Annotated in this window: 21 protein-coding genes and 1 tRNA gene; 11 read left to right on the forward strand and 11 right to left on the reverse strand. The window is 67.8% G+C overall.

From position 1 onward, the window contains the following. Nucleotides 1-90: 90 nt before the first annotated feature. A complete protein-coding gene (locus ACO2Q1_RS15145) occupies nt 91-1,161 on the forward strand; it encodes a branched-chain amino acid aminotransferase (RefSeq protein ID WP_423330320.1) in 1,071 nt (356 codons plus the stop codon). A 215-nt stretch (nt 1,162-1,376) separates the two neighbouring features. On the opposite strand, the gene ACO2Q1_RS15150 is transcribed toward ACO2Q1_RS15145, so the two are convergent. Then, nucleotides 1,377-1,452, reverse strand: a tRNA-Lys gene (locus ACO2Q1_RS15150). 189 nt (nt 1,453-1,641) lie between these two features. On the opposite strand from ACO2Q1_RS15150, the gene ACO2Q1_RS15155 reads away from it, so the two are divergent. Both ACO2Q1_RS15155 and ACO2Q1_RS15160 read left to right on the forward strand, forming a co-directional pair. Next, complete coding sequence (locus ACO2Q1_RS15155) at nt 1,642-3,063, forward strand: amino acid permease (protein ID WP_423330321.1); 1,422 nt, start codon at nt 1,642-1,644, stop codon at nt 3,061-3,063. After that, a complete protein-coding gene (locus ACO2Q1_RS15160; RefSeq protein ID WP_423330322.1) occupies nt 3,063-3,416 on the forward strand; it encodes an Hpt domain-containing protein in 354 nt (117 codons plus the stop codon). Before ACO2Q1_RS15155 ends, ACO2Q1_RS15160 begins: the two co-directional genes overlap by 1 nt. Here ACO2Q1_RS15160 and ACO2Q1_RS15165 read toward each other — a convergent pair. Genes ACO2Q1_RS15165 through ACO2Q1_RS15180 form a run of 4 tightly spaced genes read right to left on the reverse strand, consistent with a single transcriptional unit; the run spans nt 3,413 to nt 8,427 of the window. Further along, nucleotides 3,413-3,757: a chorismate mutase gene (locus ACO2Q1_RS15165; protein ID WP_423330323.1), complete on the reverse strand. Its 345-nt coding sequence runs from the start codon at nt 3,755-3,757 to the stop codon at nt 3,413-3,415. The two genes, ACO2Q1_RS15160 and ACO2Q1_RS15165, sit on opposite strands and share 4 nt — an antisense overlap. Continuing rightward, nucleotides 3,729-4,541, reverse strand: a complete 813-nt coding sequence (locus tag ACO2Q1_RS15170) for a ferredoxin--NADP reductase (RefSeq protein ID WP_423330324.1) — start codon at nt 4,539-4,541, stop codon at nt 3,729-3,731. The genes ACO2Q1_RS15165 and ACO2Q1_RS15170 overlap by 29 nt, the downstream gene beginning before the upstream one ends. A 60-nt stretch (nt 4,542-4,601) precedes the next feature. Continuing rightward, nucleotides 4,602-6,155 (reverse strand): amidase, encoded by a 1,554-nt coding sequence (locus ACO2Q1_RS15175; RefSeq protein WP_423330325.1) that lies wholly within the window; start codon nt 6,153-6,155, stop codon nt 4,602-4,604. A gap of 28 nt (nt 6,156-6,183) precedes the next feature. Continuing rightward, complete coding sequence (locus tag ACO2Q1_RS15180) at nt 6,184-8,427, reverse strand: DPP IV N-terminal domain-containing protein (protein WP_423330326.1); 2,244 nt, start codon at nt 8,425-8,427, stop codon at nt 6,184-6,186. A gap of 108 nt (nt 8,428-8,535) precedes the next feature. Here ACO2Q1_RS15180 and ACO2Q1_RS15185 point away from each other — a divergent pair, with 108 nt between their 5' ends. Genes ACO2Q1_RS15185 through mntR form a run of 6 tightly spaced genes read left to right on the forward strand, consistent with a single transcriptional unit; the run spans nt 8,536 to nt 11,309 of the window. Further along, complete coding sequence (locus ACO2Q1_RS15185) at nt 8,536-8,883, forward strand: ArsR/SmtB family transcription factor (RefSeq protein WP_423330327.1); 348 nt, start codon at nt 8,536-8,538, stop codon at nt 8,881-8,883. After that, nucleotides 8,880-9,353 (forward strand): SRPBCC domain-containing protein, encoded by a 474-nt coding sequence (locus tag ACO2Q1_RS15190; protein ID WP_423330328.1) that lies wholly within the window; start codon nt 8,880-8,882, stop codon nt 9,351-9,353. The genes ACO2Q1_RS15185 and ACO2Q1_RS15190 overlap by 4 nt, the downstream gene beginning before the upstream one ends. Continuing rightward, nucleotides 9,350-10,003, forward strand: a complete 654-nt coding sequence (locus ACO2Q1_RS15195) for a glutathione S-transferase family protein (protein ID WP_423330329.1) — start codon at nt 9,350-9,352, stop codon at nt 10,001-10,003. Before ACO2Q1_RS15190 ends, ACO2Q1_RS15195 begins: the two co-directional genes overlap by 4 nt. 51 nt (nt 10,004-10,054) lie before the next feature. Next, nucleotides 10,055-10,540, forward strand: a complete 486-nt coding sequence (locus ACO2Q1_RS15200; RefSeq protein WP_423330330.1) for a low affinity iron permease family protein — start codon at nt 10,055-10,057, stop codon at nt 10,538-10,540. Further along, on the forward strand, nt 10,537-10,809 hold the full coding sequence (locus ACO2Q1_RS15205) for a SemiSWEET family sugar transporter (RefSeq protein WP_423330331.1): 273 nt from the start codon (nt 10,537-10,539) through the stop codon (nt 10,807-10,809). The genes ACO2Q1_RS15200 and ACO2Q1_RS15205 overlap by 4 nt, the downstream gene beginning before the upstream one ends. A gap of 53 nt (nt 10,810-10,862) precedes the next feature. After that, entirely contained in the window at nt 10,863-11,309 is a 447-nt protein-coding gene (mntR, locus tag ACO2Q1_RS15210; RefSeq protein ID WP_423330332.1) for a manganese-binding transcriptional regulator MntR, read from the forward strand. Here the strand turns inward: mntR and ACO2Q1_RS15215 are convergent. From ACO2Q1_RS15215 to ACO2Q1_RS15230, 4 genes are all read right to left on the reverse strand, one after another. Continuing rightward, complete coding sequence (locus ACO2Q1_RS15215; protein WP_423330333.1) at nt 11,291-13,702, reverse strand: glucan 1,4-alpha-glucosidase; 2,412 nt, start codon at nt 13,700-13,702, stop codon at nt 11,291-11,293. The two genes, mntR and ACO2Q1_RS15215, sit on opposite strands and share 19 nt — an antisense overlap. 11 nt (nt 13,703-13,713) lie before the next feature. After that, nucleotides 13,714-14,652, reverse strand: a complete 939-nt coding sequence (locus ACO2Q1_RS15220) for an alpha/beta hydrolase (protein ID WP_423330334.1) — start codon at nt 14,650-14,652, stop codon at nt 13,714-13,716. Further along, nucleotides 14,649-16,154, reverse strand: a complete 1,506-nt coding sequence (locus ACO2Q1_RS15225) for an MFS transporter (protein ID WP_423330335.1) — start codon at nt 16,152-16,154, stop codon at nt 14,649-14,651. The genes ACO2Q1_RS15220 and ACO2Q1_RS15225 overlap by 4 nt, the downstream gene beginning before the upstream one ends. A 109-nt stretch (nt 16,155-16,263) precedes the next feature. Beyond that, complete coding sequence (locus tag ACO2Q1_RS15230; RefSeq protein WP_423330336.1) at nt 16,264-18,336, reverse strand: glycoside hydrolase family 97 protein; 2,073 nt, start codon at nt 18,334-18,336, stop codon at nt 16,264-16,266. Between the two features lie 77 nt (nt 18,337-18,413). On the opposite strand from ACO2Q1_RS15230, the gene ACO2Q1_RS15235 reads away from it, so the two are divergent. Next, the gene (locus ACO2Q1_RS15235) at nt 18,414-19,451 is read left to right on the forward strand and encodes a LacI family DNA-binding transcriptional regulator (protein ID WP_423330379.1); all 1,038 of its coding nucleotides are present in this window, start codon (nt 18,414-18,416) and stop codon (nt 19,449-19,451) included. 173 nt (nt 19,452-19,624) lie between these two features. On the opposite strand, the gene ACO2Q1_RS15240 is transcribed toward ACO2Q1_RS15235, so the two are convergent. Together ACO2Q1_RS15240 and ACO2Q1_RS15245 are read right to left on the reverse strand one after the other, a co-directional pair. Further along, nucleotides 19,625-21,274, reverse strand: coding sequence for an alpha-glucosidase (locus tag ACO2Q1_RS15240; protein ID WP_423330337.1), 1,650 nt, complete (start codon nt 21,272-21,274; stop codon nt 19,625-19,627). Continuing rightward, nucleotides 21,271-23,061 carry an alpha-amylase family glycosyl hydrolase gene (locus ACO2Q1_RS15245; RefSeq protein ID WP_423330338.1) on the reverse strand — a complete coding sequence of 597 codons (1,791 nt, stop codon included), beginning with the start codon at nt 23,059-23,061 and terminating at the stop codon, nt 21,271-21,273. The genes ACO2Q1_RS15240 and ACO2Q1_RS15245 overlap by 4 nt, the downstream gene beginning before the upstream one ends. A 323-nt stretch (nt 23,062-23,384) precedes the next feature. Here ACO2Q1_RS15245 and ACO2Q1_RS15250 point away from each other — a divergent pair, with 323 nt between their 5' ends. Then, the gene (locus tag ACO2Q1_RS15250; protein WP_423330339.1) at nt 23,385-26,180 is read left to right on the forward strand and encodes a TonB-dependent receptor; all 2,796 of its coding nucleotides are present in this window, start codon (nt 23,385-23,387) and stop codon (nt 26,178-26,180) included. Nucleotides 26,181-26,298 lie beyond the last annotated feature (118 nt).

A 26,298-nucleotide genomic window follows, 5' to 3' on the forward strand; every position in this document is an offset into this window, starting at 1 on the left:
CAGGCAAGAAAATCCTCCCCTGACGGTCGCCTCTCTCGCTGCGGCGCGTTAGAAGCACCACATCGACGTAGCGTCCGAAGGAGTCTCGCCGTGAACCATGTTCCGCACCCCGATCCGACCTCTGCCGAAGAGCGCGCGCGCCTCATGCAGGATCCCGGTTTCGGCCGCGTGTTCACCGACCACATGGCGACCATCAAGTGGACGTCTGAAAAGGGCTGGCACGACGCCAGGATCGAACCGCGCAAGCCGTTCCAGATCGATCCGGCCGCCAGCGTGCTGCACTACGCCCAGGAAATCTTCGAGGGCATGAAGGCCTATCGCGGCGCAGGCAACGCCGTGACCCTGTTCCGCCCGCTGGAGAATGCGCGCCGGTTCAACGCCTCGGCCGAACGTCTGGCCATGCCGACCCTGCCCGAAGCCGACTTCATCGGCGCCATCGAGGAACTGGTCCGCGTCGATCGCGACTGGATCCCGGACGGCGAGGGCAGCCTGTACCTGCGTCCGTTCATGATCTCGACCGAGGCCTTCCTCGGTGTTCGTCCGTCCAATGAGTACCTGTTCTGCGTCATCGCCTCGCCGGCCGGCGCCTATTTCAAGGGCGGGGCCAAGCCGGTGAAGGTCTGGGTGTCGGACGACTATACCCGCGCGGCGCCGGGCGGCACGGGCGCGGCCAAGTGCGGCGGCAACTACGCCGCCAGCCTGGTGGCCCAGGCCCAGGCGGTGAAGAACGGCTGCGACCAGGTGGTCTTCCTCGACGCGGCCGAGCATCGCTGGGTCGAGGAACTGGGCGGGATGAACGTCTTCTTCGTGTTCGACGACGGCTCGGTCCGGACCCCGCCCCTGGGCACCATCCTGCCCGGCATCACCCGCGATTCCATCCTGGCCCTGGCCCGCGACGAGGGTCTGCAGGTCGAGGAGGCCAACTACAGCTTCGACGACTGGAAGGCCGATGCGGCGTCCGGCCGGCTGAAGGAAGTCTTCGCCTGCGGCACCGCCGCCGTGGTCGCCGCCATCGGCGAGATCCGCTTCACCGGCGGCACGCAGCAGATCGCCGACGGCCAGGACGGTCCGGTCACCCGGCGCCTGCGTGAAAAACTGACCGGCCTGCAGCGCGGCGTCGGCGCCGACATCCACGACTGGCGGCATGTGATCGAGATGTGATCACGACGCGCGGCCGCCCCGGCCTTCCCGCCCGCGGCCGCGCACCCTAACTTCGGCGAATGGCGAGACCTCGCAAGCGGCGCTGGCGCAAGACCGGCTCGATGATCCCGATCGCCACGGCGATCCTGATCATCTGCGCGCTTGTGACCTGGATGGCGATGCGCTGATCGCGCGCGGCCTAACTTGGCGGACCTATTGTTCCAGAGGGAGGACGATGGTGGGTGATGTAGGGTTCGAACCTACGACCCGCTGATTAAGAGTCAGCTGCTCTACCAACTGAGCTAATCACCCGAACCGATCGTCTGGGCGGGGTCCTGCAAGGGCCGCGCCAACTCCGCCTGTCCCGGATCGGGATCAGCGAAGGAGCGGGCATGTAACGGGTCGGGCGGTGTGATGCAAGCCCATGGTTTCAAATGGCGCCGACTGCGCGCTAAGGTCGCGCTCGGAATCGGAGGGATTCCCAAGCGAGGGGAAAGACGCATGGCCTTTTGGCAGCGGCGCAAATCGATCGACGCCATGGTCGGCGGGCATGGGGGCGGCGAGCGGCTGAAGGCCACGCTCAGCTGGCCGCATCTGCTGGCGCTGGGCGTCGGAGCCATCGTCGGCACCGGCATCCTGACCCTGATCGGGGTCGGGGCGGGGCTGGCCGGGCCGGCGGTGCTGATCTCGTTCGGCCTGGCGGGGCTTGTCTGCGCCTGCGCGGCCCTGGCCTATGCCGAGCTGTCGACGATGATGCCGGCGGCGGGCAGCGCCTACACCTATTCCTATGCGGTTCTGGGCGAGCTTCTGGCCTGGATCGTGGGCTGGAGTCTGATCCTGGAATATTCGCTGGTGGTCTCGGCCGTGGCCGTCGGCTGGTCCGGCTATGCGGTCGGATTCCTCAACGGACTGGACCTCGGCGGCATGAGCCTGGCCCTGCCCCAGGCCCTGACGGCGGGCCCGCACGCCGGAGGGGTCATCAACCTGCCGGCGGTGTTCATCATCGCCGTGGTGACGGGGCTGCTTTTGCTCGGCACCAAGGAGAGCGCGACGCTGAACGCCGTGCTGGTGGTCATCAAGATCCTGGCCCTGATCGTCTTCGTGGCCATCGCCCTTCCGGCGTTCAAGACCGAGCACTTCACCCCCTTCATGCCCAACGGCTTCGGCGCGCCCTTCGTCCAGACCGGGGTGATGGCGGCGGCGGCGATCATCTTCTTCGCCTTCTACGGCTTCGACGCCATCTCGACGGCGGCCGAGGAGACCAAGAAGCCCGAGCGCGACCTGGCCATCGGCATCGTCGGCTCAATGTTGATCTGCACGGCCCTCTATATGGTGGTGGCCGCCGCCGCGATCGGGGCGATGCCGGTGGGGCAGTTCGCCGACAGCGGCGAGCCCCTGGCGCACATCCTGCGCGAACTGGGCCAGGGCACGGCGGCCCAGTGGATCGCGGCCTCGGCGGTGATCGCCCTGCCGACAGTGCTGCTGGCCTTCCTGTTCGGTCAGAGCCGCATCTTCCTGGGCATGGCGCGCGATGGTCTGCTGCCCCAGCGTCTGGCGAAGATCTCGTCGCGCGGCGTGCCGGCCGCGGTGACGATCTTCACGGCCGTGGTGGTGGCGATCCTGGCGGGTCTGCTGCCGCTGGACGAACTGGCGTCCCTGGCCAATGCGGGAACTCTGGCGGCTTTCTGCGCCGTGGGGGTCTGCCTGACGATCCTGCGGCTGCGCGAACCGGGACGCGAGCGGAAGTTCAAGGCTCCGCTGTGGCCGTTGGTGGCCCTGATCACCGTGGTCGGCTGCGTGATCTTCTTCCTCAGCCTGAAGCCCGTGACCCAGTGGGGCTTCCTGATCTGGAACGCGATCGGCCTGGTGATCTACTTCGTCTGGTCGTCGAAGAACGCGGTCCTGGGCAAGGCGCCGGAGTAGTGGCCCGGCGCGACCTGTCCGGCGCGGTGGACTTCACCGTGCTGGACCGCATGACCGGCGGCGACGACGCCATCTCGGAAGAGGTCCTGGGTCTGTTCGTCCAGCAGGCGGCCATGTGGTCGCCCATGCTGGACGTGCGCGCCGAGGGGTGGCGCGACGCCGTGCATACGCTGCGCGGCGCGGCGGCCGGCATCGGCGCGGGCGAACTGGCCGAGGTCTGTCAGGCGGCGGAAAGCGCCGGGAAGGCTGTGGCCCCGGCCGCCCTCGACCACGTCCGCACAGCGCTGGACGCCGCCCTGGCTGACGTCGCGGCTTGGCGGCATGAGCTGATGCTGAGGGGGCTGAAGGGTTAGCCGCGCGTCCGGTCGTAGACGCCGAACTCGTGGGCGATGCAGCGGTCGATCAGGGTGCGCCAGACCGGCTCGGCGATGTCGGGCGACAGACCGGCGGGGCCGGCGGCGGCCAGGACCTTGGCGACGACGTCTTCGATGCGGGCCTGATCATGGACGGCGTCGCGGTCAGGCTTGATGCGGGCGGCGGCGTCCATATAGCGCTGGCGCTCGGCCAGCAGGGTCACCAGGGCCCTGTCCAGGGCGTCGACGCCCTGGCGCACCTCGGCCATGGAACTGCAGGCCTCGGGCGTCGGGCGCGGGTCGATCGTCACATTATCCGACAAAGGCGCGCTCCAGCACATAATCGCCGGGTTCGGCGTTCGAGCCTTCCTTCAGGCCATAGGTTTCCAGCAGTTCGCCCGTCTCCTTGATCATGGCCATGGAGCCGCACAGCATCACGCGATCGGTGTTGGGCGAAAAGCCGATCGGCAGGCCCAGGTCGGCGAAGACGTCACCGGAACGGATGCGGTCCGTGATCCGGCCCGGTGTCTCGAACCGTTCGCGCGTCACGGTGGGATAGTAGACTAGCTGGGCCTTCGCCTCGTCCCCGACCAGCGGGTCCTCATGGACGCCATGGGCGAAGAAGTCGCGGTAGGCCAGGTCGGCGACGTTGCGCACCGTGTGGCAGACGATCACCTGATTGAACCGCGAATAGGTGTCCGGATCGCGCGCCACCGACAGCCAGGGCGCCAGACCGGTGCCGGTCCCGATCAGCCACAGCCGCTCGCCGCCGGTGAGGGCGTCAAGGACGAGTGTCCCCGTCGGCTTCTTGCCCATCAGAACCTGGTCGCCGGGCTGGATCTTCTGCAGGCGCGAGGTCAGGGGGCCGTCCGGGACCTTGATGGAGAAGAACTCCAGCTCTTCGTCCCAGGCCGGGCTGGCGATGGAATAGGCGCGCAGGACCGGCTTGCCGCCTTCGGGGTCGGGCAGGCCGATCATCACGAACTCGCCGGAGCGGAAGCGGAAATCCTCGGGCCGGGCGACCCGGAAGCTGAACAGCTGATCCGTCCAATGCTTGACCCAGACCACCTCCAGCGAATGGAAGGGCGAGGGTTTGGCGGCGACTTGTGGGGAGGCGTCGGTCATCGCCCTGCCTAATAGGCATCGCCGCCCGGTTGCGAAAGGGGCCGGATCGCCCCCGCCGCCTCAGGTGGCCGGGATCGCTCCCGGCGGCGCCCGTCGGGCGCGGGTCTTCTGTTCAAAGGCGTAACCCAGCGACAGGATGCGGGCGTCGTCCCACTTGCCGCCGATGAAGCTGATCCCGACGGGCATGCCCCGATCGAAACCCATCGGCACGGTCAGGTGCGGATAGCCGGCGACGGCGGCGATCGTCGAGGTCGAGCCCTGGGCCCGGTCGTCGTCATCGCGGTCGTTCGTCCAGGCGCGCGAGGTGGTCGGCGCGATAAGGGCGACCACAGAGTGTTCGCGCATCAGCCGGTCGATGCCCTCGGGTCCGGCGAGGCGGAATGAGGTCGCGCGGGCCTCGACATATTCGGGCGTGGTCAGATCGCCCTTGGCCTCGGCCATCTCGAACAGTTCCTGGCCGAACAGCACGGTCTCTGCGGGTGTGGCGGCGTTGAAGGCGATGACGTCGGCCAGGGTGCGGGTTTTGACCTGCGCCGAATCGGTCGAGGCCAGATAGGCGTTCAGATCGGCCTTCAGCTCATACATCAGCACCTGGAAGGACTGGCGACCGATGGTCTGTAGATCGGGGCCTTCGGTGATGTCGATCAGGACGGCGCCGGCTTCGCGCAGCTTCGTCAGATTCTCCTCGAACACGGCCTGGGTCTCGGCGGAATAGCCGCGCGCGAACCGCATGACGCCGATGCGGACGCCGTTCAGGCCATTGGCGTCGAGGGCGGCGACATAATCGACCTTGCGCGCATCGGCCTCCGTCGTCACCGGGTCGGCGGGGTCGCTTCCGGCGATGGCGGTCAGGGCGGCGGCGGCGTCCGACACGGTCGCGGCCATGGGGCCGGCGGTGTCCTGGGAACGGCTGATGGGCACGATATGGGTGCGGCTGACCAGTCCGACGGTGGGCTTGAAGCCGACGACGCCGTTGGCCGAGGCCGGGCAGGTGATCGATCCGTTGGTCTCGGTGCCGATGGCGACGGGGGTCAGGCCGACGGCAACGGCGACGGCGCTGCCCGAGGACGATCCGCAGGCGGTGCGCGCCGGGTCATAGGGATTGGGCGTCAGACCACCGACCGCGCTCCAGCCGCTGATCGAGTTAGACGACCGGATATTGGCCCATTCCGATAGATTGGTCTTGCCGAGGATGACGTAGCCGGCCTCGCGCAGTCGGGCGGCGATCGGGGCGTCCCTGCCGGGGGCGTTGTCGGCCAGGGCCAGCGATCCGGCCGTCGTCGGCATGTCGCGGGTCTCGATATTGTCCTTCAGGAAGATCGGGCGGGCGTCGGGCGGGGACGCCGCATAGTCGGCGCTACTCGTCCAGCGCAGCACCGAACGCGAGCCTTCGGCGTCCAGCAGGCACTTTTCGACCAGGGCGAAATAGCCCTCGGGAGCCGGATTTGGGACGCGCCGAAGCGGGCTGCATCGCTCCAGCGCCTGTCGCGAGATAGGTTCGCGGGACACGACGACCTGAGGCGTGTCGCTGTTCTGGGCCAGGACGGCCGTCGGGGCGGCGATCAGCCATGCCAAGGCGATGAGGATCGGATTACAGCGGCTTCGGACAGTCATTTCGATGATCCTTTGGCGTCATCCGCCCTCAGTGCGACCGTTCGCCGATCGTCCGATCCAGGAAATCCAGATAGGTGCGCCACTGCATCAGCTGGCGGGCGTTGCCGCGCACGCCGTGGCGCTGGCCGGGCCACAGCATCAGTTCGAACGGGGTCGAACGGGCCTGTAAGGCGTCGATGACGCGGGTGGAGTTCTCCAGGATGACGTTGTCGTCGGCCATGCCGTGCATCAGCAGCAGCCGTCCGGTCAGGTTGGGCAGGCGCGGAATGACGTCCGACGCGGCGTAACCTTCGACATTGTCCTGGGGCGTGGACATATAGCGTTCAGTGTAGGCGGTGTCGTACAGGCCCCATTCGGTGGGAGGGGCGCCGGCGATGGCGGAGGCCAGTCCCATCTTCGGCTCGGTCAGGGCCATCAGGCTCATGAAGCCGCCGTAGGACCAGCCCATCATGGCGATACGGTCGCCGTCGACATAAGGCAGGCTGCGCAGATAGTTCGCGCCCAGCACCTGATCCTCGATCTCGGGCTGGCCCATCTTCAGGTACAGCGCCTGTTTGAAGGCCGCCGAGCGGTCGCCCTCGCCCCGGTTGTCGAGGCGGAAGACGATGTAGCCGGCCTCGTTCAGCAGTTGGGTCGTGGCCGGTTGCCAGCCCTTCTTCACACCGCCGCCCGACGGACCGCCATAGACCTGCATGACGACGGGATAGGTCTTCGACGGATCGAAACCGGGCGGGGTGGTCATCTGCCAGACGAGGGTCTCGCCATGGCTGTCCAGCGTCCCGAAGGTCGGGGTCTGGCGGCGCGAGACATAGTGCCAGAAGGGGTGACCGTCCTTCAGTTCGTTCCGTTCGATCCAGCGCACGAAGGTCCCGTCGGCGCGATAGAGGCCCGACTGGGGCGGGGTGTTCAGGTCGCTGTAGTTGCCGACATAGGCGGTGGCCGTCCGGTTCATCGTCGCGCCCCACCAGCCGCCGGCGGGCGTGACGGCGGCGGGCGCGACCGTGCGGCGAAGCGAGGCCCGGAACATCTGCTGCTCGATCGGCAGTTCCTTGTCGTCGCGCATCGACGCGGTGAAGAAGACATCGCCGGTCGCCTCGTTGACCCCGTTCAGCCCTTTGACCGGAAAGTCGCCGCGCGTGATCGCCCGCAGGCGGCGGCCGTCGCGGTTGTAGAGATAGAGGTGACGCCAGCCGGTCTCCTCGGTCGACCAGATGAAGTCGCCGGACTTCAGTGCCTTGAAGTCGTGGGTCAGAGGAACCCAGGCGTCCGAGGTCTGGGTCGCGATCACACGGGCCGCGCCCGTGGCCGGATCGACGGCCAGCAGGTCCAGCGTCTTCTGATCGCGGCTCAGGCGCTGGACATAGAGCGTCTTGCCGTCCGAGGCCCAGTTCACCCGCGCTAGATAGATGTCGGGATTGGATCCCAGATCGACCTTGACCCGCGTTCCGGCCGCCCTGTCCTGCACATACAGTTCGACCACGGCGTTGGGCCGCCCGGCGCGCGGATATCGTTGCTGGATCGTCGAGGCCCCGCCGCCGGTGATGTCCAGTCGCGGAATGACGTCCACGGTCGATTCATCGGTGCGTTGCAGGGCGACATAGGCCTCGTCCGGGCTCCACCAGTAGCCCGTGTCGCGATCCAGTTCCTCCTGGGCGATGAACTCCGCCGCGCCCCAGGTGATCAGGTCCTTGCCGTCGGTCGTGACGGCGGTCTCCGCCCCGGTCGCCAGATCGAGGATGTAAAGGTTCTGGTCGCGGACGAAGGAGACGAAATTGCCCTTGGGGCTGACCTTGGCGTCGATCTCGTCGCCCGCGGTCTCGGTCAGGCGGCGGACGGTTCCGTCGGCGCGCGCGGCCAGGAAGATGTCGCCCTCCAGCGGAGCCAGGATGTAGCGGCCCTGTTCGTCCCACGAATATTCGACCACCCCCCGCTGGGAGATGCGCATCCGCTCGCGCCGGGCCTTCTCGGCCTCCGACAGCTCGCCGGCGTCGGGAACCAGGGCGCGGGCGTCGATCAGCTTGAACGGCTCGCCTGCGCCGGTCGGGGCGGCCCACAGGTCCAGCACCTGCACATCGTCGGGCCGGGCGCGAAGGAAGGCCACCAGTTCGCCGTCCGGCGACAGGCTGACCCCCTGGGCCACGGGGCCGTTCAGGGCCGGATCGGCGAACACGCGCTCGGGCGTCAGGACGGCGGGATCGGCGGCCGAAGACGTCTGGGCCAGGGCGGCGCCGGCGACGGCGGAAAGCAGGGATGCGAGCAGGACGGTTTTCATGGCGCCGGACGCTAGCGGCGCCGCCCGCGGCCGTCATCCCCCTTTCGCGCGCTGCGGCGAGACGACCGGCGGTTGACAGGCCGGCGTTGCGGCTAAATACTTAAGTCAATGCTACAGTATCAAGGTCAGCCTCTCGATCTCGCCTTCCAGGCCCTGTCCGATCCGGGACGGCGCGCCATGGTCGAGCGTTTGAGCCGGGGGCCAGCCACGGTCAGCGAACTGGCCGCCCCCCTGCCCATGACCCTGTCGGCCGTGGTCCAGCATCTGAAGGTGCTGGAGGAGGCGGGGCTGGTCACCAGCGAGAAGACGGGGCGGGTGCGCACCTGCACGCTCGACGTCGCCGCCATGACCCAGGTTGAGCGCTGGGTCGCCGAACGACGTCGGTTCTGGGAGCAGCAGTACGACAACCTCGAGGCCTATCTGGCCCGCACCGCCCCGGAGGAGGGCCGGACATGACCGTCACCAACGCCACATTCACCATCGAACGGGTGGTCAAGGCCACGCCCGCGCGGGTGTTCGCCGCCTATACGAGTCTTGAAGCCAAGAGCGCCTGGTTCAAGGCGCCGACGGACTGCGAAACCCTGGCCCGCGACTTCGACTTTCGCGTCGGCGGCAGGGAGCGGTTTCACGCCCGTTGGCCGGGCGGACTGATCACGGACTTTCAGGCCGTCTACCACGACATCGTCGAGAACGAGCGGATCGTGCTGGTCTATGACCTGTTCCACGACGAGGTGAAGCTGTCGGTGTCCCTGCAGACGATCGAGCTGCGGTCCGAAGGCGACGGCGTGCGCCTGATCCACACCGAACAGGGGTCCTATTTCACCGGCGGGGTGGAGGCGGTCCGGGGGCGCGAACACGGCACGACCTGGCATGTCGACAACCTGGTCGCGACGGCGGAGGGGCGCGCGACGTCGGCCTTCGCATGACCGTCGAACTGTTCGCCCATCCCTTCTCGTCCTATTGCCAGAAGGTCCTGATCGCCCTGTACGAAAACGACGTTGCCTTCACCTGGCGCATGATCGAGGATCCCGGCGTCGGCGAGGAACTGGCCCGGCTGTGGCCGATGAAACGGTTTCCGATCCTTCGCGAGAACGGGCGGGTGGTGATGGAGACCAGCGCCATCATTGAATATCTGCAACTCCATCATCCCGGCCCGGTCCGATTGATCCCGGATGATCCCGAACTGGCGATCGAGGCGCGGATGATGGACCGGGTGTTCGACAACTATATCATGACGCCCCAGGGCAAGTTCGTGTTCGACGCCCTGCGCCCGGCGGAAAGTCGCGATGCTTATGGAGTCGAGGAGGCGCGCCGGATGCTGGACGTCAGCTACGACTGGCTGGACGGACGGATGAAGGACCGCATCTGGGCGGCGGGAGACGATTTCACCCTGGCCGACTGCGCCGCGGCCCCGTCGCTGTTCTACGCCGACTGGACCCATGCGATCCCGGATCGGTTCGAACACCTGCGGGCCTATCGGGCGCGCCTGCTGCAGCGGCCGTCGTTCGCCCGGGCGGTCGAGGAGGCCCGACGGTTCCGTCACTATTTCCCGCTGGGGGCGCCGGACAGGGACTGACCGGCGGTCGGGCGCGGCGGAACCCGCGGCAAGCGTGGCCGTTCCGCCGGAATGGAAAAGCTGTTCATCCGCTTCGCGACCCTGACGGCCAAGGTGGCGGGCAAGCCGTGGACCTTCATCGCCTGCGTGGGCATCGTTCTGGTCTGGGCCGTGACGGGGCCGATCTTCGGGTTCAACGAGACCTGGCAGCTGGTGATCAACACCGGCACGGCCATCATCACCTTCCTGATGGTGTTCCTGATCCAGAACACCCAGAACCGCGACGGCGCAGCGATGCAGGCCAAGCTGGACGAGCTGATCTACGCCACGCGACGGGCCGACGCGCGGTTCATCGGCATCGAGCATCTGACAGATGAGGAACTGGCGCGCATCCTCGATGAGGTCGAGAAGCGCGGCATCGAGGTGCACGACGGCAAGCCCGCGCGGGCGATCAGGGGCAAGCCCGGCGCCCGCGCCGAGGCGGTCCAGGCCGAACAGCCCGCAGAGGTCAGAAAGTCGCCCACCCGGACCGGCGCCGGCCGCCGGGGCGGCAAGTGAGCGAGGTTTGGCCGACAGTCGTGGGCACGGCGGCGGCCCTGGCCTCGATCGCCAGCTTCGCGCCCCAGACGATCAAGATCTGGCGTGAGCGTGACGCCGACGCCGTGTCGTTGAAGACCTACAGCCTGACCCTGACCGCCTTCGCCCTTTGGGTGGCCTATGGAGTCCTGACCTCGGCCTGGCCGCTGATCACGTCGAATGCGGCCGCCTTCCTCATGGCCGCGACGGTGGTGGCGATGAAGGTGAAGTTCGGCGGTCGCTCAGGATGAAACCCCCGCCGGGATGAGCTAGGTTCGCCTTTCCACCTCCCGGAGACCTCGCCGTGAACGCCCCGACCGGCCCCGCCCGGCGCGCCGCCGCCTTCCAGCGCATGCGTGACGCCCATTCCACCGAGATGGCCGAGGACTATGTCGAGCTGATCGGCGACCTCATCGCCGAGTTGGGCGAGGCGCGGCTGACCGACCTGGCCGAGAATCTGGGCGTCAGCCACGCCACGGCGGCCAAGGTCGTGGCGCGGCTCCGGCGCGAGGGGCTGGTGGACGGTCGCCCGTATCGCGCCCTGTTCCTGACCGAGACCGGCAAGGCGATGGCGGCGGCCTCGCGCGAGCGCCACCGGATCGTCCATGATTTCCTCATCGCGCTGGGCCTGGACGAACTCACCGCCGAGGCCGACGCCGAAGGCATGGAGCACCATGTCAGCGCCCGGACGCTGGAGCTCTTCCAGGCGCTGACGGAGAGGTTGACGGCCGGTCAGGGCTTGCGGGCGTAACGGGCCTCGACCGGGGCGTAGCGGTCCCAGACCTGACGGTCCGCGATCGAGCGCAGCAGCTTCAGATATTCCGCATGGGTCCAGGCCAGGGGCGTGGCGGAGTCCGTGGGTTGGCCCAGGCGATAGTTGCGGGGGGTTGGATTTCCGACGCCGTCCCAGGCCTGCTCCGGCAGCATCAGGCCGTCGGCGACGAACCGCTCCATGCCTCGCACGTAGGTGCGGCGCAGGGTCTGGATGTCGGTCCCGGCCGCCAGCTCATAGTGGCCGCGCTCGCCGGTGAAGAAGGGCCAGACCCGGCCGCGCTGGCCGGGCGCCATCACGCCGCCGACGCCGTAGTTGGCGCCCGTGACGTGATCCTCGCCATAGCCGTCCACGCCGTATCGACGCCAGCCGGGCGTGGTGTCGCCCGCCGGGCCGAAATCGTAGCGCACCCGGAAAAGGTCCGGGAAGGACTGATCGTCGTATTCCGGCAGGGTGGCGAGGATCGAGGGGGCGTCCGGCGCCCGCACGCCGTAACGCACCAGCTCCAGGAAGCCGCCGTCGACGACCTTGTCCTGGGGCTGGCCGGGCTGGCCGTTGTTGTCGCCCATGCGGGCGTCGCTGTTGGGGTTCTCGGTCTTGGACAGACGCATGAAATAGCGACCGTCGCCGAGCGCGCCCTCGGTGGTGAACATCCGCTGTTCGATCTTTCCGGCATAGTCGTCGGCGGCGGCCAGATAGCGGTCGGCCGAGGCCGCATCGCCGGAGGCGCGGGCGATGTCGGCGGCGGTGACCAGGCCGGAGATCACGGCGGCGGTGGTCGAGGGCGAATGGCCGTCCTGTTCCTCCCACCGCTCCTGCTGGGTGTAGGGCGGGGTGATCGTGGCGTCGTTCCAAAGGATGCCGACCTTGCCGCCGTCCACCAGGAAGTCGGCGGCGGGCTTGATCATCTGACGATACGCGGTCGCCATCTCGGTGTCGGAGACGACGCCGGCCTTCCACAGCTTCCAGCCCAACATGATGGGCATGGCGGTCTGGTCCAGCTGGACCCCCACCCATTCGACCTCTCCATCGACATGGGTCTTTTGCAGGAACCAGCCGGTCGCGCCCGTATTGCCGGACGTATCGGCGCGGACCTGAACCTGGGGCAGGTAGCGGAAGGCGGCGGCGGGCGTCTGTTCATCGCCCAGGGCCAGCATGGCCATGGCCACCTGATAGAAGTCGCGCGGCCAGACGGCCTTGTAGCCGGTCGAGGGTTTCGAGGCGTCCACCGTCTCGCCCCAGGGGTTGGACAGGCTTGCGATCAGGGCGCCGGCGTGGGTGCGGTCCTCCTGCACCTTCAGCATCAGGGCCGAGGCATAGGCCAGCTTGCCGCCGTCCATCGCCTGATCCGCCATGCGCGGCAGCTGATCGAGGGTGGCGATATAGTCCTCCCAGCCGACGCGTTCGCCCTCGCCGTTGAAGCGGCCGAGCACCTCGTCGAGGCCGGTGGTGAAGCTGGCGTCGGCGGCGCCTTCCGCCTCAGCGCGGCTGTGGCCGAAGCCGATGACGAAGTCGCGGGTCAGGCTCTGGCCCGCCGCGACGGCCGGCAGGGCGCCGGTCAGGACGACCGCGCCGGGCGTCTCCCCGGTCGAGGCGTAGGCGTTGGTCAGTCGGCCGTTCGCCTTCAGGTCCGTCAGACCGTCAGAGGCGCCGAGGAAGCCGGCGCTGGCCGTCTGGAACGGCGCGCTGGGCCGAAGCGCCAGATGGACGTTCCCCTCCGAAGCGGTCAGGACGTTCGCCGACGCCTGGGCCCGGTCGCCGCCGCCGGTGTTGGCCATGTGCGGTTCGAGGACCAGATAGGGGGTCACCTCGCCGCTCAGAGCCTTGACCGTCACCCGCAGGATCAGGGCGTTGCGGTCCGGGTCGGTGAAGACCTGTTTGACCATCTCATAGCGACCCGCGTCGTCGGTCGTGGCCACGCGATAGGCGGGCGACAGCGGCCGCCCCTGCGCGTCCACGTGCAGATACTCCGTGCGGGCCGTTGTGTTCTCGCCCTCGACCGACAGGCCGGCTTCCGACGCCATGACAAAACGCAGATCCTTGATCTGGGCCTCATGGATAAGGCCGTACATGGTCTCGGTCAGGACGCCGTCGGCCAGCGAGAACCAGACCGTCGACACCGCGCCCGTCGGGCCGCCGTCGGCGTAGCGGCCGTTCACATAGGCCTCGTAGGACGACCCGGCCCCGGTCTTGGCCGCGCTGGCCCAGAAGGTGGCGGCTCCAGGCGCGCCGGGGGCGACGGCCGAGGTCTGGACGGTCGGCGCGGCGGCGACGGGCGGCGCGACCTCGGTCGTGGCGCAGGCGGTCAGGGCGAGGGCCGAGACGGCAGCCGAGGCGGCGAGCTTCAGGCTCGGGCGGATCTTGAGGGTCATGGTCGGCCTCTCTACGCGGGGATACGGGTCGGGTTCAGAAGGAAGGTCAGGGGAACGTCGAGACGGCTGTTCCACGACGCCTCATTGTGCTGGGCGCCCGGGAAGACCAGGCTGGTGAAGCGGTCCGGGCCATAGCCGGTGCGGCGGAAGGCGGCGTCCACATCGGTCTGGAACTCGGCGTAGAAGCCGTCCAGCGTCTCGTCGCCTCGGTCGAAGTAGAAGCGGTGGGCGTTCGGCGCCGGCAGGCCGCGCTCGATCACCCCGGTCCAGGCGGCGACCAGCCGCTCTCGCCAGGCGTCAAGCTGCGGCCCGGCCTCCAGACCCTGGACCTTCAGCGGCCAGTGGGTCGACAGGCAGGCCGCGGCGGAGAAGACGTCGGGGCGCTTCATCACCGCATACATGGAGATCAGCCCGCCCATGCTGGAGCCGGAAATCATGGTGTCGGCGGGGCCGGTCAGGGTGCGGAAACGGCCGTCGATCCGGGGCTTCAGTTCCTCCGTCAGGAAGCGGATGTAGCCGTCCGACAGGGCCGGCCCGCCATAGATGGACTGCACCTCTCCGCGCATGTCGTCGGCCAGGGCGGCCAGAAGGTCGGCGGGGATGTATTCGCGCAGGCGCAGGTCGGTGTTCCAGACCCCGACCACGATGGGCGCCCGGACCTGACCGCCCGCGATCAGCCGCTCCAGATGTTCGTCCACGCCCCATTCGCCGAAGTTGGCGGTCTCGGCCTCGAACAGGTTCTGGCCGTCGTGCATGTAGAGAACCGGATAGCGGTCATCCGACACGTCGTAGCCGGGCGGCAGCCAGACCGTGACGTTTCTCGGCTTCACATTAGCCGAGGACACGTCGGAAAGACGGACCAGCCGGCCCCTCGGAGGTTCGGCGGCGCGCACGAGGGCCGGAAGGGCCAGGCCCGCCGACGCCAGGGCCAGAAGCGTGCGCCGGTTCATGCCGTCTCCTTCACCCGCAACGCCGCCATCGCGGCGAGGACGAAGGAGACCGCGCCGAGCACCAGGGCCCAGATGGCCTGGCCGTCGAAGAGCGACTTCAGGATCAGGCCCAGAACGGTCGCGGCCAGCAGTTGCGGCACCACGATGAAAATGTTGAAGACGCCCATATAGACGCCCATCTTCCGGTCCGGCACGGCCCCCGCGAGGATGGCGTAGGGCATGGAGACGATCGAGGCCCAGGCGAAGCCGACCCCGATCATGGGCAGCCACAGCAGGCCGGGCTCGCGGATCATGAATATCCCGAACAGGCCGAGCGCGCCCAGAACCAGCATCAGGGCGTGGGTCGCGCGCTTGCCGATCCGCTTCGCCAGCGGTGGCAGGGCGAAGGCCGCCAGGGCCGCCACCCCGTTGTAGACGCCGAACAGCACGCCCACCCAGTCGGCGCCCGCCGCATAGGCGGTCGAGGTGGTGTCGGTCGCGCCGTAGTGGACGGCGGTCACGGCGGAGGTGGTGTAGATCCACATCGCGAACAGGGCGAACCAGCTGAAAAACTGCACGACGGCGAGGCCACGCATGGTCTCCGGCATACGGAAGATGTCGTTCAAAATCTCGGTCGCGGCGTTGCTCAGGCCCCGGCCCTGCATCATGCCCACGGCGATCATCAGCAGGCCGAAGCCGACGAAGAAGCCGGCCAGCACCAGCAGCTCCTTCTCCAGATCGAACAGGCCGATCAGGACCAGGCCCAGCACGCCCAGCGCCGCGCAGACCAGACCCGACCCCATCCAGCCGCGCACCGACCGGGCGGGTGGTTCGGGCGCATCGTCCTCGGGCGTCGTGGCGCGGGCCCGCTCGAAGGCGGCGATCTGTTCAGGGCTGTACTCCCTCGTCGTCAGCACGGTCCACAGCACGGCCGTGAACATGCCGAAGGCGCCGACGTAGAAGGCGATCTTCACCGACAGGGGCACGACCCCGTCCGCCGCCGTCGAGGCCACGTTGAAGACGTTCGACAGCAGCCAGGGCAGGCAGGAAGCGAACACGGCCCCGGCCCCGATGAAGAAGCTCTGCATCGCATAGCCGGTGGTGCGCTGCTCCTCGGGCAGGTTGTCGCCGACAAAGGCGCGGAACGGCTCCATGGTGATGTTGATCGAGGCGTCCATGATCCACAGCATGGCCGCGGCGAACCACAGCGACGGGCTGTTGGGCATGGCGATCAGGGCCAGGGTCGTCAGGATGGCCCCGACCAGAAAATAGGGCCGTCGGCGGCCCAGGGGCGTCCAGGTGTTGTCGCTGAAATGGCCGATGATCGGCTGGACCAGCAGGCCCGTCAGGGGCGCGGCGATCCAGAGGATGGCGAGCGAGTCCACCTCGGCGCCCAGGGTCTGGAAGATGCGGCTGGTGTTGGCGTTCTGCAGGCCGAAGCCGATCTGGATGCCGAAGAAGCCGACGCACATGTTCCAGATCGCCAGCGGCGACAGGCGCGGACGGTGGGACAGCAGGCTCATCCGCGACGCCCCAATGCGAGCAATGATGATGAAAGCGAGCAGATACTGACGTGAGAATTCGACGACGTGTTTCGTGAGGAATTCGGCGACGTTGGATACGGTCGAGTCGTCATTGTCCTCGGCGGCCCCTTCCGGTCGGAACGAAGCGGATCGCCTGACCGCCGCCGGGGGCGAGGGCCAGGGTCAGGACGTCGGCCGAGGTGACGGTCTTCTGCTCGATGACGATCGACTCGCGCTTGCCGCGATAGTCGGCGTCGGGACCGTCGCGATAGATCTCGGCGCGATAGGTTCGGCCGGGATCGAGGAAGGACAAGGCGGCGGTCAGGACGCGAGGGTGCTCGTCGGTGATGGCGCCCAGGGCCCAGACGTCCCCGCCGCGTTCCTTGCGGGCGATGACGACATGGTCGCCCAGCTCGGCGGCGAGGACCCGGGTCTCCTCCCAGTCGACCGGCACGTCCTTGATGAACTGGAACGGCCCCGGGTTGGTCTCGTAGTTGACCAGCAGGTCGGCGGCCATCTGGATCGGGCTGTAGATCACCACATAGAGGGCCAGTTGCTTGGCCCAGGTGGTCTGGACCCCGCCCGGGCTGCGCGTCTCCATGCCGAAGATGCCGGGCGTATAGTCCATCGGACCGGCCAGCAGACGGGTGAACACCAGATTGCTCTCGTGCTCGGGCGGATTGCCGGGATTCCCCCAGGCCGAGTACTCCATGCCGCGCTGGCCTTCGCGGCTGATGATATTGGGATAGGTGCGGCGCAGGCCGGTGTCCTTGAACGGCTCGTGGGCGTTGACGGCCACCTTGTGGCGGGCGGCGACCTCGACGACCTTCATATGGTGCTGGGCCATCGCCTGGCTTTCGTGCCAGGTCATGGCGACCTTTCCGTCGGGCCCGGCGACGCGCGCGCCGCCCGCGTCGGCGACATAGCCGGTCTTCACCGAATGGACGCCCAGCCGTTCGTACAGGGCCATGGCCGCCTCCAGCTGCGGCTCATAGACGAAGGCGTTGCCGCCGGTCTCGTGGTGGCCGATCAACTGGACGCCCTTCGAACGGGCGTGGGCGCAGACGGCCTCGATGTCGAAGTCGGGATAGGCCTCGGTGAAGGAGAAGTCCGAGCCGTTGGCGAACCACTGGCCGTCCCAGCCCTTGTTCCAGCCCTCGACCAATACCCCGCCGAAGCCGTGTTTCGCGGCGAAATCGATATGTTTGATCGCGTTCTCGGTCGTGGCTCCGTGCTTGGGGCCCGAGTTCCAGCTCTTCAGCTCCAGGTGCATCTCCCACCAGACGCCGACGTATTTCATCGGCTTGAACCAGCTGACGTCGCCCAGCTTGTTGGGCTCGTTCAGGTTCAGGATCAGGCCGGACTCGATCAGGCCGGCGCCGGTGTCGGCGATCTGCAGCGTGCGCCACGGCGTGTTGAAGGGCAGGGTGCGGACCACGGCGGCGTTGGTCAGACCGGGGGTCAGCTGGGCGCGGAACTTCGTCCCCTCCGATCGGCGCAGGTTCATGCCCGCATAGTCGACGCAGGCCGCCTCGTGGATCGAGACGTGCAGGCCGGAACGGCTTTTCACCGTCATCGGCGTCTGTGCGTTGGCCACTGCGTCGATCGGCGTGCGGTTGTAGAGGTATTCCTCGCGGTTCCACTCCCAGGCGGGGCACCACAGGGCCTCGCCGTTTTCGGCCAGGTTGAATTCGGTCAGCTCCGAACCGATTCGGGCGGTGGTCAGGCCGGGCTGTTCGGGGAATTCGTAGCGGAAGCCCAGGCCGTCGTCATAAAGGCGGAAGACCACGTCGAACCGGCGGGCCAGGCCGCCCGTCTCCGCATAGGTGACGCGGAACTCGTTGTAGTGGTTACGGATCAGGCGGCGCTCGCCCCAGGGCTGCTCCCAGGTCTCGTCAAAGGCGACCGGCTGGGTGGCGGTCAGGCGCAGGCCCCGCTCCAGCGCCGGGGCGTCGGTCAGCAGGAAGCCCAGTTTAGACGCCTCGACGACCGTGCGGCCCTGACGATGGACCGAATACATCGGCCGTCCATCATTGTCGGTGGTCGCTTCCACCGTCAGAACGCCGCCGGGCGAGGCCGCGCGCGCGGCGTTCGGCGCCGTCTGGGCGCGAACCGGCAGGGCGGACAGGGCCGAAACCCCTGCGGCGGCGGCCGTCAGGCTGAGAAAGGATCGGCGCTGCATCATCGGATCACTCCACGCATCAGGGACTTGCCAAGCTCGACCGGAGCACGGCAGGAAAGTTTTGCAGAAAATTTTGCATCGCCGGGGAGGGCGAGCGCACGGTGAGCCGACGGACCACGCGACTGGAAGACCTGGCCCGGATGGCGGGGGTGTCGATCTCGACCGCCTCGCGGGCGCTGAACGACAGTCCGGCGGTCAACGACCGGACCAAGCAGGCGATCTGGAAGCTGGCGCGCGAGCACGACTATCCGTTCCGCCGCTACATGCCCGCCGGCCCGATCGGCGCCCAGGGCACGATCGCCCTGGTGACGCCGCGGCCGCAGGGACGGGAAGGCCGCCTCAGCGATCCCTTCTTTCTGGAGCTTCTGGCCGGGGTCGGCGAGGCGGCGCGCGAGCGCGGCTGCGACCTGATCATGAGCCATGTCTCGCCGGTCAGTTTCGACGACGTCTCGGCCGCCATGACCACCAGCCGCGCCGACGGGGTGATCTTCCTCGGCCAGTCCAGCCTTCACGCCGCCTTCAACCGCATGGCGGAGACGGAAGGACGGTTCGTGGTCTGGGGCGCGGAGCTGGCGGACCAGGCCTATTGCTCGGTCGGATCGGACAATATCTCCGGCGGGCGTCGGGCGACCTCGCATCTGGCGCGGCTGGGGCGCAAGCGCATCGTCTTCCTCGGCGACCTCGATCCGCCCGAGGCGATGCAGCGGCAGCGCGGCTATGTCGAGGCGCTGGAGGGGGCCGGTATTGGCGTCGATCCCGACCTGATCGTCCCGGCCCATTTCGAGGTCGAATCCGCCGAGGCCTCCGTCGACGCCATGATCCGGCGCGGACTGACCTTCGACGGCATCGTCGCGGCGTCCGACCTGATCGCCCTCGGCGCGGTGCGGGCCCTGCTGCACGCGGGCGTTGACGTGCCGGGTCAGGTGTCGGTCATCGGCTTCGACAACGTGCCCTTCAGCCGCTACTCGCGCCCGGCCCTGTCCACCATCGCCCAGGACACCATGAAGGCCGGCCGCCTGATGGTCTCCAAGCTGCTGGACAGCCCCGGCGATCGCGCCGCACGCTCCGAACGCGTCCCGACCGACCTGATCGTGCGCGAGACCTGCGGGGGGTAGGGTTCCTCTCCTTCTCCCCTCGGGGGAGAAGGTGGCCCGGAGGGCCGGATGAGGGGGCTGCTGGATACGGATCGAATTGCTAAGGGCAGGAACAGCGGCGCCGCCCCCCTCATCCGAGCGGCTCCGCCGCCCACCTTCTCCCCCGAGGGGAGAAGGATATGGTCGGACAGCCTTCAACCTGCCCGCGCCAGCAATAGCCCGGCCAGCGAGGGCAAGGGGCCCGTCGCGTCGGCCGCGACATTCACCGCCTCGACCACCGACCAGCCGTCCGGCGTGGCCCAGTCCACGGTGTCATGGCCCAGGTTGAAGACGCAGAGCAGGGCGTCATCGCCTTCGCTGCGCTCGAAGATCAGCAGGTTGGACGCCGAGGTCATCGTCATGGCGCCGGTCCGCAGGGCGGAGAACCGGCGGCGCAGGCCCACCATCCGCCGGGTCAGGTGCAGCATGGAGCCAGGGTCGGCCTCCTGAACGTCGACGGACATCGGGACGTGCCGCGGATCGACCGGCAGCCAGGGCTCGACGGACGAGAAGCCCGCGTTCGGGCGGTCATGCCGCCACGGCATCGGCGTGCGGGCGCCGTCGCGGCCCAGGGTCTCGGGCCAGTTGGCGATCGCTTCCGGATCGACCAGCCGGTCATAGGGGACATGAGCCTGCGGCAGGCCCAGTTCCTCGCCCTCCCAGATGAAGACGTTTCCACGCAGGCACATCAGCAGCAGCATGCACATGGCCGACACCTGCTTCTCATCACGCCCCTCCGCCCAGCGTGATACGGCGCGCGGCGCGTCATGGTTGGAAAAGGTCCAGCTGGGCCACCCCTCGCCCTCGACGCCCGGCCACATGGCGGGGCCGCCGTCCACCAGCTCCGTCGTCAGCCGGTCGGCGTACAGATAGAGAAAGCCATAGGCCGAATGCAGCCGGTCGGCGCCCTGGGTGTAGAGCTTCATCTCCTCATTGGCGCGGTCGCCCCCGACCTCGGCCACCAGGAAGCGGGCCCGGCCGGACTCGGCGCCGACCCGGTCCGCCAGCTTGCGCAGCCGGGTCAGGAAGGCCGGGATCTCCGGCTGTGACTGGTTGTGGATCTTGTCCTGGAAATCGAAGGGTCGGGTGCGTTTGCCGTTGCCGACCAGCGGCGGATTGTCCGTCAGCTTCGGGTCGTGCATCGAGAAGTTCAGGGCGTCGAGGCGGAAGCCGTCCACTCCCCGGTCCAGCCAGAACTTCATTGCGCCCAGCAGGGCGTCCTGCACCGCCGGATTCCTGACGTTCAGCTGCGGCTGCTCCTTCAGGAAGTTGTGCATGTAGTACTGGCGGCGGCGCGCATCCCAGGTCCAGGCCGGGCCGCCGAATACCGACTGCCAGTTCGACGGCGGCGACCCGTCGGCCTTGGCGTCGGCCCAGACATACCAGTCGGCCTTGGGGTTGGTCAGGCTGGAGCGGCTTTCCTCGAACCAGATGTGCTCGTCGGAGGTGTGGGAATAGACCTGGTCGATGATGACCTTCAGGCCCAGCTCATGGGCGCGGGCCACCAGGGCGTCGAAATCGGCCATGGTCCCGAAGATCGGATCCACGCCGCAATAGTCGGCCACGTCATAGCCGAAGTCCTTCATCGGCGAGGTGAAGAACGGCGACAGCCAGACCCCGTCCACGCCGAGGGAGGCGATGTGGTCCAGATGGGCGGTGATCCCCGCCAGATCGCCCACGCCGTCGTCGTTGGAATCGGCGAAGCTGCGCGGATAAACCTGATAGAGCACCGCGCCGCGCCACCATTCGGTGGGCGTGGCCGCGTCGATCTCGACGGTCGGAGAGGTCAGGGTCTGGACGTTCAACGCGCGCTTTCCGAAGTGCAGATCATATAGTCGAGGGCCGGGACGGTAACCCGGATGGTCCCCGGCGCCGAGGCGGCGGCGGGGCAGGCGCCGCGGGCGGCCGACCACGTCGCGGAGGCCGCATCGACCTCCACATTGGCCGTCACCGGAGCGGTGGAGGAGTTGAACAGGATCAGCGTCTCACCCGGTTCACCGTCGATCTTGCGAGAGACCGCGAACAGGCCGGGCGTGTCGCCGGCGAAGCGCACGGTCTGACGTCCCCGGCGCAGGGCGGGCAGGTCCCGGCGCAGCTTCGCCATCTCGGCGATGCGGACATAGAGGGGGGCGCTGGTGTCGAACGGGGCGCGCCGCCCGCCGAGGATCTTGTGGGCCGCATAATCGGCGACCTGGCCGCCGAACAGGTCGGCCCGGGCCGCGCCATAGCCGCCGATGCCGGCGAAGCCCTGTTCGTCGCCATAGTAGATCGTGGGCACGCCGCGCGAGAACATCATCAGGGCGTGGGCCAGGGTCGCGCGGGCCAGAAGCTCGTCGTCCGACGCTTCGGGATGTGCCTTGGCGATGAAGCCGCCGATCCGGCCCATGTCGTGGTTGCCGAGGAAGGTGGGCAGTTGCATCGCCCCGTTCTCTCCGCCCTCATAGACGGCGTCGGCCATGAACAGTTTGGCCAGGGCGTCGGTCCCCTTCACTCCGTTGGCCACGTCGGTCGCCGTGGTCTGGAAGGCGAAGTCGAGCACGGCCGGATACCGGTCCACCCGGGTGAACCTGGCCAGCATCGCCGGGTCGTGGTCATAGACCTCGCCGAAGATGTGGAAGTTCGGAATGCCCTTGGCTCGCGCCCGCTCCAGCATGGCGGGGACGAAGGCCTGCCAGAAGGCCGAGTTCACATGGCGGGCGGTGTCGATGCGGAAGCCGTCGATCCCATAACGGTCGATCCAGTCGCCGTAGATGTCGATCATGCCCTGGACGACACGCGGATGTTCGGTGAACAGGTCGTCCAGCCCGGCGAAGTCGCCGTCCAGCGAGCTCTCGCCCGCGAACGTCGTGTCGCCCCGGTTGTGATAATAGATCGGGTCGTTCAGCCAGGCCGGAACCTTGACCGTCTCCTCGCCCGCCGGGACATAGGGCGTATAGGCGTAGTTCGGGTCGGTCAGCCGGGTGAAGTCGGTTAGGTCAAAGCCGTCGTTGATGGCCGCGCCGTCCGGCCCGCCGCGTCGCGTGTAGGGATAGTCGGCCCGGCTGCGATAGGCGCAGTCGTTCTTCGGGCATTCGCGGTAGCGGATCACATCGGCCGTGTGATTGGCGATGATGTCCATATATACCTTCATGCCGCGCGCATGGGCCGCCTCGACGAAGGCGGCGAAGGTCGCCTCGTCGCCGAAATGCGGATCGACGGTGGTGAAGTCGGTGATCCAGTAGCCGTGGGCGCCCGAGAATTCGCGGCCCGGTTCGCCCTGGACCGGCTTGTTCTTGAACACCGGCGCCAGCCACACGGCCGTGGCGCCCAGCCCCTGGATGTAGTCGAGGCGGCGGATCAGTCCGGCGAGGTCGCCGCCGTGATAGAAGCCTTCGTGGGTCGGGTCGAAACCGTGATCCAGACGACCTCCGGCGATCCCGCCCGTGTCGTTCGTCGTGTCGCCGTTGTCGAACCGGTCGGGCAGCAGGAAATAGATCACCTCGTCCTGGGGCAGACGGGCGCGGAAGTCGGTGTCGGTCGTCGTGTCCGCGGGACGGGGCGCGGCCAGTCCCGGCTCCGCGAAGGCCGCTAGGGCCGCGCCCAGCAGCATCATCGCGAGATGTCTTGGTTTCCGGCGCGCCGCCATCGTCGAATCCTCCCTGACATCCGGACCGGCTTGACCGTCGATCTCTCGTGTTTGCAAGATTTTGCAGCAACTCTTGCGGCTGTCAACCGCCGTTGGTGCGGGCTATGCGTCAGTCTCCTCGCCGATGTTGCGGCGCAAACAAGGCTGAATCCGATACTGAGCCAGGGTGATCTCGGGCGAATTTGTGACACAGCCACATTACGGGCTTGCAAGGTTGTCATAAGTTTGCATAGATTTGCGGAAGCCGAGATCGCAACGACAGAAACGCGTCGGCTCCAGGGAGGATGAAGATGTTCACTCGTTTCACCACGCGCGCACGGCTGCTGTCCGGCGTCGCCCTCGGCGTGAGCGCGGCCCTGACGGCCGGCGCCGCCGCCGCCCAGTCCCAGCCGGCGACGCCGGACGAGGACGCGACCCAGGTCGAGGAAGTCGTCGTCACCGGCATCCGTCGGTCGATCGAGGCCTCGATCTCGGCCAAGGCGCGCAACACCTCGATCGTCGAGGTCATCTCGGCCGAGGACATCGGCAAGCTGCCCGATATGTCGATCGCCGAATCTCTGGGCCGCCTGCCCGGTCTGGCCACCCAGCGTCTGGACGGCCGCTCGCAGGCCCTGTCGATCCGCGGCCTGGGCCCGGACTTCACCACGGCCCTGCTGAACGGCCGTGAACAGGTCACGACCGGCGACAACCGCGGTGTCGAATTCGACCAGTATCCGTCAGAACTGCTGTCCAGCGTCGTGGTCTACAAGACCCCGGACGCCGGCCTGATCGGCCAGGGCCTAGCCGGCACCGTCGACATGCGGGTGGTGCGTCCCCTGGCCTACGGCCGTCGCGCCCTGGCCGCCAACGCCCGTTATGAGTGGAACGACATCGGCGCCCTGAACTCGGGCACGACCGACAACGGCAACCGCTTCACCCTGTCCTACATCGACCAGTTCGCCGACGGCACGATCGGCGTGGCCCTCGGCTACGCTCACATGTCGTCGCCGTACCAGTCCGAGCGGTTCAACGCCTGGGGCTATCCCAACTACAGCGACGGCAATCTGCTGACCGGCGGCGTGAAGCCCTATGTCATGTCGTCGGAGCTGGAGCGCGACGGCTATATGGGCGTGCTGGAATGGGCGCCGAACGACCGTTTCCACTCGACCCTCGACCTCTTCTATTCGAAGTTCGAAAACACCCAGACCCTCCGTGGCATCGAATTCCCCCTGGCCTGGGGCGGATCGTCGGGCGACTGCGCCTCGGTCGGCAATGTGGCGACGCCGAACGTCTGCCGTCCGGGCCCGTCCCTGCGTCCGGGCTATACGGTCGAGGATGGCCTGATCGTCGCGGGCACCTGGGACAACATCAAGGGCGTGGTCCGCAACGACCTGAACAAGCGTGACAGCGAGATCACCTCGATCGGCTGGAACACCGAACTGGTCGCCAATGACGACTGGACCCTGACGGCGGACCTCAGCTACTCCAAGGTCGAGCGCGAGGACATCATCCTCGAGACCAACGCCGGCACCGGACGCAACATCAACGGCGCGCTGGACACCCTGGGCTTCCGTCTGACCGACAACGGCGTCACCGAGTTCACCAGCCAGCTGAACTACGCCGATCCCAACCTGATCAAGATCACCAGCGCCCAGGGCTGGGGCGGGGACGTCATCCCCGAGGGTCAGGCCGGCTACATGAACACCCCGTCGATCACCGACGAGATCAAGGCCGCCCGGTTCCAGGCGCGTCGCGCCCTGCACCAGAGCCCGTTCAGCGCCATCACCTACGGCGTCAACTACACCGAGCGCCAGAAGGACTTCGTCAACGACCAGTTCTATCTGGGCGTCCCCGGCGGCGGCGACCTGACCGTGCCGGCGCAATACCTGCTGGCCCCGACCGATCTCGGCTATCTGGGGATCTCCCAGATGATCAGCTACGACGCCCTGGGCGTGGTCAACAGCGGCCTGCTGAACCTGATCCGCAACCCGAACGCCGACGTCCTGTCCGGCAACTGGGAAGTGACCGAGAAGGTGACGACCGCCTTCATCAAGGCCGACATCGACCACAACCTGTTCGGCCTGCCCCTGACCGGCAACGTCGGCATCCAGTACGTGCACACCGACCAGTCGTCGAACGGCTTCTCCGCGCGCCAGATCGGCCCGGGCGTGGCCGAGACCGTGGCCGTGACCGGCGGCGCCGAGTATGTCGAGTTCCTGCCCAGCGCCAACTTCATCCTGGAGATCGGCGACGACCTGTTCGCCCGCTTCGCCGCGGCCCGCACCCTGGCCCGGCCGCGCATGGACGACATGCGCGCCTCGCGGAACTACAGCTTCAACACCGCCCTCAACATTCCCGGCGCGCGTCCCGACGTGAACTCGCCCTGGGGCGGCGGCGGCGGCAATCCCGAGCTGCGGCCGTTCATCGCCGACGTGGCCGACATCTCGATCGAGAAATACTTCGCCAACCGTCGCGGCTATGTCTCGCTGGCCGGCTTCTACAAGCAGTTGCAGACCTATGTGTACAACCGCAACCAGATCTTCGACTTCACCGGCTATCCCACCGGCGGCGTGACCCCGGTGATCAATGAGGGGATCGTCGGCGCGCCGGACAACGGCGACGGCGGCTGGATCAAGGGCGTGGAGTTCGCGATCTCGACCCCGTTCGACATCTTCCATCCGATGCTGACCGGCTTCGGCATGCAGTTCAGCGCCTCGGCGACGGACAGTGAGATCCAGCCCGATCCGACCCAGGCCCCGACCACCCTGCCGGGCCTGTCGGAGACGGTGGTCAACGCCTCGATCTACTATGAACGCGCCGGCTTCCAGGCTCGCGTCTCCAGCCGCTACCGCTCGGACTTCCTGGGCGAGGTGGCCGGCTTCGGCAACGGCCGGACCCTGCGTTCGGTCGCCGAGGAGAATGTGATCGACGCCCAGATCGGTTACGAGTTCCAGTCCGGCTGGCTGGAGGGCCTGTCGATCCTGGCCCAGGCCAACAACCTGAACGACGAACCGTTCCAGACCTTCCAGAACGGCGACGAGCGCCAGACCATCGACTACCAGCACTACGGCCGGACCTTCCTGATCGGTCTGAACTACAAGTTCTGACCCTGCCTTCCTGAGCTGACGCGCGTCACTTTCCTCCCCGACGTGTCGTCAAAGACTGGGCCGCCCTTCTCCGGAAGGGCGGCCATTTTCTTGACTCGTCGAAGGCGCAGCGCAGGCG

This window comes from Brevundimonas sp. VNH65, from assembly GCF_049445955.1.
Taxonomy (GTDB): domain Bacteria; phylum Pseudomonadota; class Alphaproteobacteria; order Caulobacterales; family Caulobacteraceae; genus Brevundimonas.

Bases quoted from the DNA above. Each gene is read 5' to 3' on its own strand.
- ACO2Q1_RS15155 (WP_423330321.1), top strand. From the start codon at position 1,642: ATGGCCTTTTGGCAGCGGCGCAAATCGATCGACGCCATGGTCGGCGGG.
- ACO2Q1_RS15165 (WP_423330323.1), bottom strand. From the start codon at position 3,757: ATGTGCTGGAGCGCGCCTTTGTCGGATAATGTGACGATCGACCCGCGC.
- ACO2Q1_RS15170 (WP_423330324.1), bottom strand. From the start codon at position 4,541: ATGACCGACGCCTCCCCACAAGTCGCCGCCAAACCCTCGCCCTTCCAT.
- ACO2Q1_RS15175 (WP_423330325.1), bottom strand. From the start codon at position 6,155: ATGACTGTCCGAAGCCGCTGTAATCCGATCCTCATCGCCTTGGCATGG.
- ACO2Q1_RS15180 (WP_423330326.1), bottom strand. From the start codon at position 8,427: ATGAAAACCGTCCTGCTCGCATCCCTGCTTTCCGCCGTCGCCGGCGCC.
- ACO2Q1_RS15185 (WP_423330327.1), top strand. From the start codon at position 8,536: ATGCTACAGTATCAAGGTCAGCCTCTCGATCTCGCCTTCCAGGCCCTG.
- ACO2Q1_RS15190 (WP_423330328.1), top strand. From the start codon at position 8,880: ATGACCGTCACCAACGCCACATTCACCATCGAACGGGTGGTCAAGGCC.
- ACO2Q1_RS15195 (WP_423330329.1), top strand. From the start codon at position 9,350: ATGACCGTCGAACTGTTCGCCCATCCCTTCTCGTCCTATTGCCAGAAG.
- ACO2Q1_RS15200 (WP_423330330.1), top strand. From the start codon at position 10,055: ATGGAAAAGCTGTTCATCCGCTTCGCGACCCTGACGGCCAAGGTGGCG.
- ACO2Q1_RS15215 (WP_423330333.1), bottom strand. From the start codon at position 13,702: ATGACCCTCAAGATCCGCCCGAGCCTGAAGCTCGCCGCCTCGGCTGCC.
- ACO2Q1_RS15220 (WP_423330334.1), bottom strand. From the start codon at position 14,652: ATGAACCGGCGCACGCTTCTGGCCCTGGCGTCGGCGGGCCTGGCCCTT.
- ACO2Q1_RS15225 (WP_423330335.1), bottom strand. From the start codon at position 16,154: ATGAGCCTGCTGTCCCACCGTCCGCGCCTGTCGCCGCTGGCGATCTGG.
- ACO2Q1_RS15230 (WP_423330336.1), bottom strand. From the start codon at position 18,336: ATGCAGCGCCGATCCTTTCTCAGCCTGACGGCCGCCGCCGCAGGGGTT.
- ACO2Q1_RS15245 (WP_423330338.1), bottom strand. From the start codon at position 23,061: ATGATGCTGCTGGGCGCGGCCCTAGCGGCCTTCGCGGAGCCGGGACTG.
- ACO2Q1_RS15250 (WP_423330339.1), top strand. From the start codon at position 23,385: ATGTTCACTCGTTTCACCACGCGCGCACGGCTGCTGTCCGGCGTCGCC.